Below are 6923 nucleotides of genomic sequence, written 5' to 3' on the forward strand. Positions count from 1 at the left end.
CCCGCGCGCCCCCTCATCCGGCGGGGATGAACTCACCCGGTGCCCGGGCGCGACCTGCGCCCCGACGCCCTACCGTGGCGCACATGGCACCCGGCGGGGGTCGAACCGCCCGGCGCATGACCGTCACGAGGGCGGTCGCGCTGGTGCTGGCGTTCGTCCTCACGGCCGTGCTGGGCGGGCTGCTCACCGCCGGCCTCGTGCTGCCGACCGTCGCCGTCGCGGACGGCACGACCGACCTCGCGGTGGAGGCGTTCCAGGACCTGCCCTCGGAGATCGAGCGGCAGCCGCTGTCGGAGCGGTCGACGATCCTGGCGTCCGACGGCACCACGGTGCTGGCGACGTTCTGGGCGGAGAACCGGGTCGTCGTGCCGCTGACGGCGGTCGCCGAGCCGCTGAAGCAGGCCGTCGTCGCGATCGAGGACAAGCGGTTCTACCGGCACGGCGGCATCGACCCCGAGGGCATGGTCCGCGCCCTGGTCCGGAACCTGCAGTCGTCCGGCCGCACCGAGGGCGCGTCGACGCTGACGCAGCAGTACATCAAGAACGTCCTGATCGAGCAGGCCGTCCGCGCGGGCGACGCCGCCGGCGCGGAGGCGGCCCGGGAGGCCGACGGCGCGGAGGGCTACGCCCGCAAGCTCCGGGAGGCCAAGCTCGCCATCGCCCTCGAGAAGGAGATGACCAAGGACCAGATCCTCGAGGCGTACCTGAACATCGCCCAGTTCGGCGTGAACACCTACGGCGTCGAGGCGGCGGCCCAGCGGTACTTCAGCAAGCCCGCCGCCCAGGTGTCGTACGTCGAGGCCGCGACCATCGCGGGGATCACCCAGAGCCCGACGGCCTACGACCCGGTGCGGAACCCGGAGACCGCGCAGCAGCGCCGCGACCTCGTGCTGCGGCTGATGCACGAGCAGGGCTACCTCACCGCCGAGGAGCTCGCCGCCGGGGTCGCCGTGCCGATCGCCGACACCCTGCACGTCGACACCCGGCCCGTGGGCTGCATGGCGGCGGAGGTCACCGTCCCCGGCTCCGGCTACTTCTGCGACTACGTCACCAAGGTGATCCGGAACGACCCGGCGTTCGGCGCGACCGAGGCGGACCGGATCGACCGGCTGTACCGCGGCGGGCTGACGATCACGACGACGTTGGACCCCCGGGAGCAGGCGCTCGCCGCCGACGCGGTGCAGGGCGGCGTCCCGGCGGACGACCCGTCGGGCGTCGCCACCGCCCTGGTCACCGTCGAGCCCGGCACCGGGAAGATCACCTCGATGGCGCAGAACCGCCGGTACAACAACACCGAGGACCACGGGGACCGCGAGACGGCCGTCAACTACAGCACCGACTTCGCGTACGGCGGCGGCAGCGGCTTCCCGCCGGGGTCGACGTTCAAGCCGTTCACGCTCGCCGAGTGGCTGCAGGAGGGGCACAGCCTGTCGGAGCGCGTGAACGGGACCCGGTTCTCGTACCGGTTCAGCGAGTTCCGGGCGTCGTGCACCGACCTGGACGGTCGCACGGAGTACCGGTTCGCCAACGCCGAGGGCCCGCGGTCCGGTGGTGTGATGAGCGTACTCGACGCCACCCGGAACTCCGTGAACTCGGGCTACATCGCGATGGCGTCCCAGATCGACATCTGCGGCGTGTTCGACACCGCGAGCGCCCTGGGCATCCACAAGCCGGGCGGGTCGTCCGGGGAGGGCCCGTTCGACCCGCTGCCCGCCAACGTGCTCGGCTCGAACTCGGTCGCGCCGCTGTCGATGGCCGCGGCCTTCGCGGCGTTCGCGAACGGCGGCACCTACTGCGTGCCGGTCGCGATCCTCGCGGTCACCGACACCGACGGGCAGGCGCTGCCCGTCCCGCCCGGCGGCTGCACGCCGGGGGCGCTGGAGCCGCGGGTCGCCAACGCCGTGACGTACGCGCTGCAGAATGTGTGGAGCGGCACCGCGGCCACCGACCCGCCGCCGTTCCCGTCGGCCGGGAAGACCGGGACGACGTCCCACAACGAGCACACCTGGTTCGTCGGGTACACCCCGCTGCGGGCGACCGCGGTGTGGGTCGGGTTCGCCGACCGCATGGTCCCGATGCAGCGCATCACGATCAACGGCCGGTACATCCGGAACGTGTTCGGGTCGTCGGTGGCTGTGCCCATCTGGAAGTCGTTCATGACCCGCACCCTGGAGGGGCAGGCCGTGCCGGCGTTCGCGCCCCCGGGGCAGGACGAGGTCCTCGGCAAGCAGCTCCCCGTGCCGTCGGTCGTCGGGCGCGACGTCGCCGGTGCGCAGGCCGCGCTGCAGCGGGCCGGGTTCCGGGTCTCCGTGGGCACGCCCGAGCCGAACCCCGCGGCGCCCGGCACCGTGCTGCGGCAGAGCCCGACCGGCACCGCGACCATCGGGTCGACGGTCACGGTCGTCCCGTCGGCGGGGCCGGCGCCCGCGCCACCGCCGGAGGCACCCCCGGCGGCGCCGCCGGCCGCTCCTCCGGCGCCGCCCTGAGACCGGGGGCGGAGCGGCCGTCCCCCTGCGGGATGACCGGCGGGCCGGCACGACCGTCCCGGGAGCCGACGCGGCCGCCGGGGCGCCGACCCTAGCGTCGAGGGCATGGACGGCACCCCGCTCACCAGCACCCCGCCGCGGACGCCCGAGCGCCGGCTGCTCGCCGCGCTGTCGCTCGCCGCGGCCGCCGCGCTCACGCTCAGCGCGTGCGGCGGGGCGGTCGCGAGCGCGCTCGGCCGGGAGCCCGACCCGCGGGCGACGACCTTCGCCACCGGCGCCGAGGCGAAGGCCGACGACTCGCTGCCCGCGTGGGCGCCCGACGGCGCCACCGACGTCCGGGTCAAGGAGCGGCCCGGCGGGGACGAGCGGATCGCCACCATGCGCGCGGCGCTGGCCGACCTGCCGGACGACTGCGTGCCGGTGTCGGCGGAGCACCCGCTGGCGCCGCACCCCAGCGAGGGCGACCCGGCCGACTTCCGCTCCGTCTCGACGCTCACGGCCGACTGGTGGCCGGCGGAGGCGGAGCAGGACGCCACCGTGATGTGCGGGGCGTGGTGGGTGGGCGAGCGCGACGGCGTGCTCTACGCGTTCACGCCCGAGCGGCGGACGGTGCCGGTCAGCTGACCCGGCACCCGCCGCGAGGTCAGGCCGAGACGGCCAGCGGAGCGGGCTCCTCCACCGTCGCCACCACGACCAGCTCGCCCGACTCCTCGTCCACCACGGCGACCGCGCGGGTGCCGCAGGCGCACAGGAGCTCGACGCCGTCGCCGTCGTCGAACCAGATGCACACGTGCCGCTGACTCCTCATGCCGACGACGGTACGCACGACCACCGACACGGCCCCGCTCCGCACCCCGCGTGTCGCGATCTGCCCCAGGATCACGCGGCAGCTCGCCGCCCGTGCCTCAGGACCGGCCCCGGCCGGCCGATGGGGAACGGAGCACCCCGGGGGAGGAACCACACCGCATGAGCCTCGACGGCATCGCGTCGATCAACCAGCGCATCGCCGCCATCCAGGCGAGCATCGGGTCGCTGACGCCGACCACCACGACCAGCAGCGGCACCGCGTTCGCGCAGGCCCTCGCCGTGGCCGTCGACGGCTCGTCGGCCGCCGCGGGCGCCACGACGCCCGGGTCGGCCGGGACCGCCGCGGGCGCCGCCGCCGAGGCGACCAGCACGGCCCGGAACGCCGACGGCGTGCCCGTCGCGCTGGCCGGCTACGGCAACGGCAAGATCCCGGCCGACGCGCTGCACGAGGTGGGGAGCACCGGGCACCGCCTCTGGGCGCCGGCCGCCGACGCCCTGGAGAGCCTGATCGCCGACGCCGCGCGCGACGGCGTCACCATCGGCATCACCGACTCCTACCGGTCCTACGAGGCCCAGGTCGACGTCGCCGCCCGCAAGGGCCTGTACTCGCAGGGCGGGCTCGCCGCGGTCCCGGGCACGAGCGACCACGGCTGGGGCATGGCCGTCGACCTCAAGCTCGACGACGCGGCGCAGTCCTGGATGCGCGCGAACGGCGGCCGGTACGGCTTCGTCGAGGACACCCCGCGCGAGCCCTGGCACTGGGCGTACCAGGGCTAGCGAGCCCGGCGTCCGCGCCCAGCCGGGAGCGCGGCCGGGTGGGTCAGTCCAGGATCGCGCGGGTGACCGCGACCTGCTCCGTCAGGACCCCGCCGATCGTCTGCTGCGTCTCGTTGATCCGCTCGACGACGCCGCCGATCTGGGCCAGCGACGCGATGACGCCGTCGACCTGGTGCTGGATGGTCCGCACCTTCTCGCCGACCTGGGTGGTCGCGGCGGCCGTCTCGTTGGCGAGCTCCTTGACCTCGTGCGCGACGACCGCGAACCCGCGGCCCGCCTCCCCCGCGCGCGCCGCCTCGATCGTGGCGTTCAGCGCGAGCAGGTTCGTCTGCGCGGCGATGCCCTGGATGACCGTGACCACCTGGCCGATCTCCGCGCTCGACACGCCGAGTCCGGCGACCTCGCGGTTCGCGTCCTGGGCGATGCGCTGGCCGTCCGTGGCGACCGTGGTGGCGGCGAGCACGTTGCGCTCGACCTCCTGGATCGACGTGACGAGCTCCTCGCCCGCGGTCCGCAGCCGCGCCGCGCCCGCGTGCCGCTCCAGCGCCTGCGCCACGAGGAACGCGGTGTTCCGCAGCGCGTCGGCGCGCTCCTGGGACAGCTCGAGCGTCGTGGTCGCGAAGAAGTCCATCGTGCCGACGACCCGCCCGGCGACGACGATCGGCAGGCAGACGCCCGACTTCACGCCGACCCGCTGCGCCGCGGGGGCCCGCACGCAGTCGGTGAGCTCGCCGAGGTCCGGCACGAACACCAGGTCCCGCGCCCGCCACGCCCGGCCCGCGAGGCCGACGCCCTCGCGGAACGACGCCGCCCGCGTGACCTCGCGGAACTCGGCACCGGCGTCGCCCGACTCCTGCACGAACGTCAGCGCCCGCTGCTCCTCGTCGACCCGCCAGTACGACCCGTACGCCCAGCCGAACCCCTCGCGGATGGCGGCGAGCGCGCGGCTCAGCGCCTCCTCGGCGGTGGGGGCGCCCGTGACCTCGTGGATGACGCGGTTGACGGCCTCGATGTCCTGGAGCGCCTGGGCCTGCCGCTCGGCCGTGGCGACCCGCTCGATCGCCTGGCTGACCAGCACCCCGATGCTGCGCAGCGTCGCGAGGCGCTGCGGGGACGGGCTCAGCGTCTCGGTGGTGAAGAAGTCCATCGTCCCGGTGACGGCCCCGTTCTCCAGCAGCGGGAAGCAGATGCCGGAGCGCACGCCGGCGCGCTGCGCGGCCGGGGCGCGCACGCAGTCGGTGAGCTCGCCGAGGTCGGCCACGAACACCAGGTCGCGGTGCCGCCAGGCGCGCCCGGACAGCCCGACGCCCTCCGTGAAGGACGCCGCGCGCGTCACCCGGCGGAACTCGTCGCCGGCGTCGCCGGACTCCTGGACGAAGCGCAGGGCGCGGTCGCCGTCGACCCGCCAGTAGGAGCCGTACGCCCAGTCGAACCGCTCGCGCACGACGTCGAGCGCCGCGCGGACCGCCTCCTCGGACGTCGTCGCGCCCGCGAGCGCGTGCACCACCGCGGTGACGGCGTCGATGTTCGCGCGGGACTCGGACAGCTCGGTCGCCGCGGTCGGCGGCTGCGGGCGGGTGCGGGTGAACACGTGGCTCCTCGTGGGTCGGTACCCCCTGGCGAGGAACCCATCGACCCCGAACGGCAGCGCGTGAGCGGATCAAACCTGGCAAGCCGGGTGATTACGGACAGATCGCCACGCGCCCGGCTCACCACCCCCGCAGGTCAGGCGCCGTCCGGGCCGTCCGCGCCCTCCTCCGGCCGCAGCACGCGCTCGCCGAGGTCCCACGGCTGGAACACCCGCTCGCCGTCCATCCGGAACCGCAGCGCCCGCTCGGTGCGCACCCGCGGGCCCGGCGCGGCGTCGCGGTCCGGCTCGGCGACGACGACGACGGCCGGGGCGACCGGGGCCGTCGCGGGGGGCGTGGTGGTGGCGGGCTCGGCCCGCTCCGCGCCCTCGCCGAGCAGCACCTCGTCGAGCCGCCGGTACCGGAACTCGGCCTCGCGCCGGTTCCGCTCGATCCACATCGTCAGGAGGTCGAGCACCTCGGTCTCCAGGTGCGCGGGCCGGCGCTGCGCCTCGCGCCGCCGGCTCACCAGCCCGGCCCCCTCCAGCACCCGCAGGTGCTTGGACACGGCCTGCGGCGTGACCTCGTACGGCGCCGCGAGCTCCCCCACCGTGGCGTCCCCGGAGGCGAGCCGCGCGACGAGGTCCCGGCGCAGCGGGTCGGCGAGCGCCGCGAACACCTGCGAGAGCGGGTCGGCCACGGGTCCTCCTGACGGGTGGGTGGGTGACGGCCGCCGTAGCGTGCCACGCCGGGCCCCGGCACCACAACCGTACGGTTGCACAACCGGCGGGCGCGGGACGGCTCAGCCCGAGGTCGTGAGCACCTGCTCCGGGCCGACGGTCGTCCCGGCCGCGTTCGTGGCGACGACCCGGTACCGGTAGGTCGTTCCGGGCGCGAGGCCCGTGAGCCCGACCGTGCCCGCGCGCTCCCAGGACGCCGCCGGGAACGGCACCTCGGCGGTCCGCCCGGCCCAGCCGGGCCCCCACTCGACCCGGACCGTCGTGTCGAGGCCGTGCGGGTGCACCCGCAGCTGCGCCGTCGCGCCCGTCCGCGTGACGCCGGTGGCCGCGAGCGCCCGCACCGTCGGAGCACCCGGGGTGTCGAACGTGCGGGTGAGGACGGTGGTGCCGGCCGCGGTCGTCGCGGTCGCGGTCCAGCGGTACCGGGTGCCGGGGAGCAGGCCGGCGAGGTCGTGGGCGACCTCCTGCGCCGACGACGACCCGGTCAGCGCCCGGTCGACGCGGCCGCTCTCCACCCCGCCCTCCGGCCCCCACGCCAGCCGCAC

6 protein-coding genes and 1 pseudogene are annotated in these 6923 nt (G+C 75.6%); 3 read left to right on the forward strand and 4 right to left on the reverse strand.

Going from position 1 to position 6923, the window contains the following annotated elements:
* Positions 1-116: 116 nt before the first annotated feature.
* Both G6556_RS15845 and G6556_RS15850 read left to right on the forward strand, forming a co-directional pair.
* Complete coding sequence (locus G6556_RS15845; protein ID WP_166943563.1) at positions 117-2486, forward strand: transglycosylase domain-containing protein; 2370 nt, start codon at positions 117-119, stop codon at positions 2484-2486.
* A 105-nt stretch (positions 2487-2591) separates the two neighbouring features.
* Entirely contained in the window at positions 2592-3110 is a 519-nt protein-coding gene (locus G6556_RS15850) for a hypothetical protein (protein WP_166943566.1), read from the forward strand.
* A gap of 19 nt (positions 3111-3129) precedes the next feature.
* Here the strand turns inward: G6556_RS15850 and G6556_RS15855 are convergent, their stop codons facing one another.
* On the reverse strand, positions 3130-3294 hold the full coding sequence (locus G6556_RS15855) for a hypothetical protein (protein ID WP_166943569.1): 165 nt from the start codon (positions 3292-3294) through the stop codon (positions 3130-3132).
* A gap of 158 nt (positions 3295-3452) precedes the next feature.
* Here G6556_RS15855 and G6556_RS15860 point away from each other — a divergent pair, with 158 nt between their 5' ends.
* Positions 3453-4070 carry a M15 family metallopeptidase gene (locus G6556_RS15860; protein WP_166943572.1) on the forward strand — a complete coding sequence of 206 codons (618 nt, stop codon included), beginning with the start codon at positions 3453-3455 and terminating at the stop codon, positions 4068-4070.
* Between the two features lie 43 nt (positions 4071-4113).
* Here G6556_RS15860 and G6556_RS20020 read toward each other — a convergent pair whose 3' ends face one another.
* The 3 genes and pseudogenes from G6556_RS20020 to G6556_RS15875 form a co-directional block, all read right to left on the reverse strand.
* Complete coding sequence (locus G6556_RS20020) at positions 4114-5661, reverse strand: GAF domain-containing protein (RefSeq protein WP_166943575.1); 1548 nt, start codon at positions 5659-5661, stop codon at positions 4114-4116.
* Positions 5662-6035: 374 nt separating this feature from the next.
* Positions 6036-6338 (reverse strand): annotated as a pseudogene (locus G6556_RS19720) (metalloregulator ArsR/SmtB family transcription factor); the annotation flags it as partial.
* 102 nt (positions 6339-6440) lie between these two features.
* On the reverse strand, positions 6441-6923 hold a 483-nt coding region (locus G6556_RS15875; RefSeq protein ID WP_205693594.1), incomplete at its 5' end, for a fibronectin type III domain-containing protein.

Source organism: Cellulomonas sp. IC4_254 (assembly GCF_011603975.1).
Taxonomy (GTDB): domain Bacteria; phylum Actinomycetota; class Actinomycetes; order Actinomycetales; family Cellulomonadaceae; genus Cellulomonas.

Coding starts and splice junctions, on each gene's coding strand:
- G6556_RS15845 (WP_166943563.1), top strand. CDS start 117: ATGACCGTCACGAGGGCGGTCGCGCTGGTGCTGGCGTTCGTCCTCACG.
- G6556_RS15850 (WP_166943566.1), top strand. CDS start 2,592: ATGGACGGCACCCCGCTCACCAGCACCCCGCCGCGGACGCCCGAGCGC.
- G6556_RS15855 (WP_166943569.1), bottom strand. CDS start 3,294: ATGAGGAGTCAGCGGCACGTGTGCATCTGGTTCGACGACGGCGACGGC.
- G6556_RS15860 (WP_166943572.1), top strand. CDS start 3,453: ATGAGCCTCGACGGCATCGCGTCGATCAACCAGCGCATCGCCGCCATC.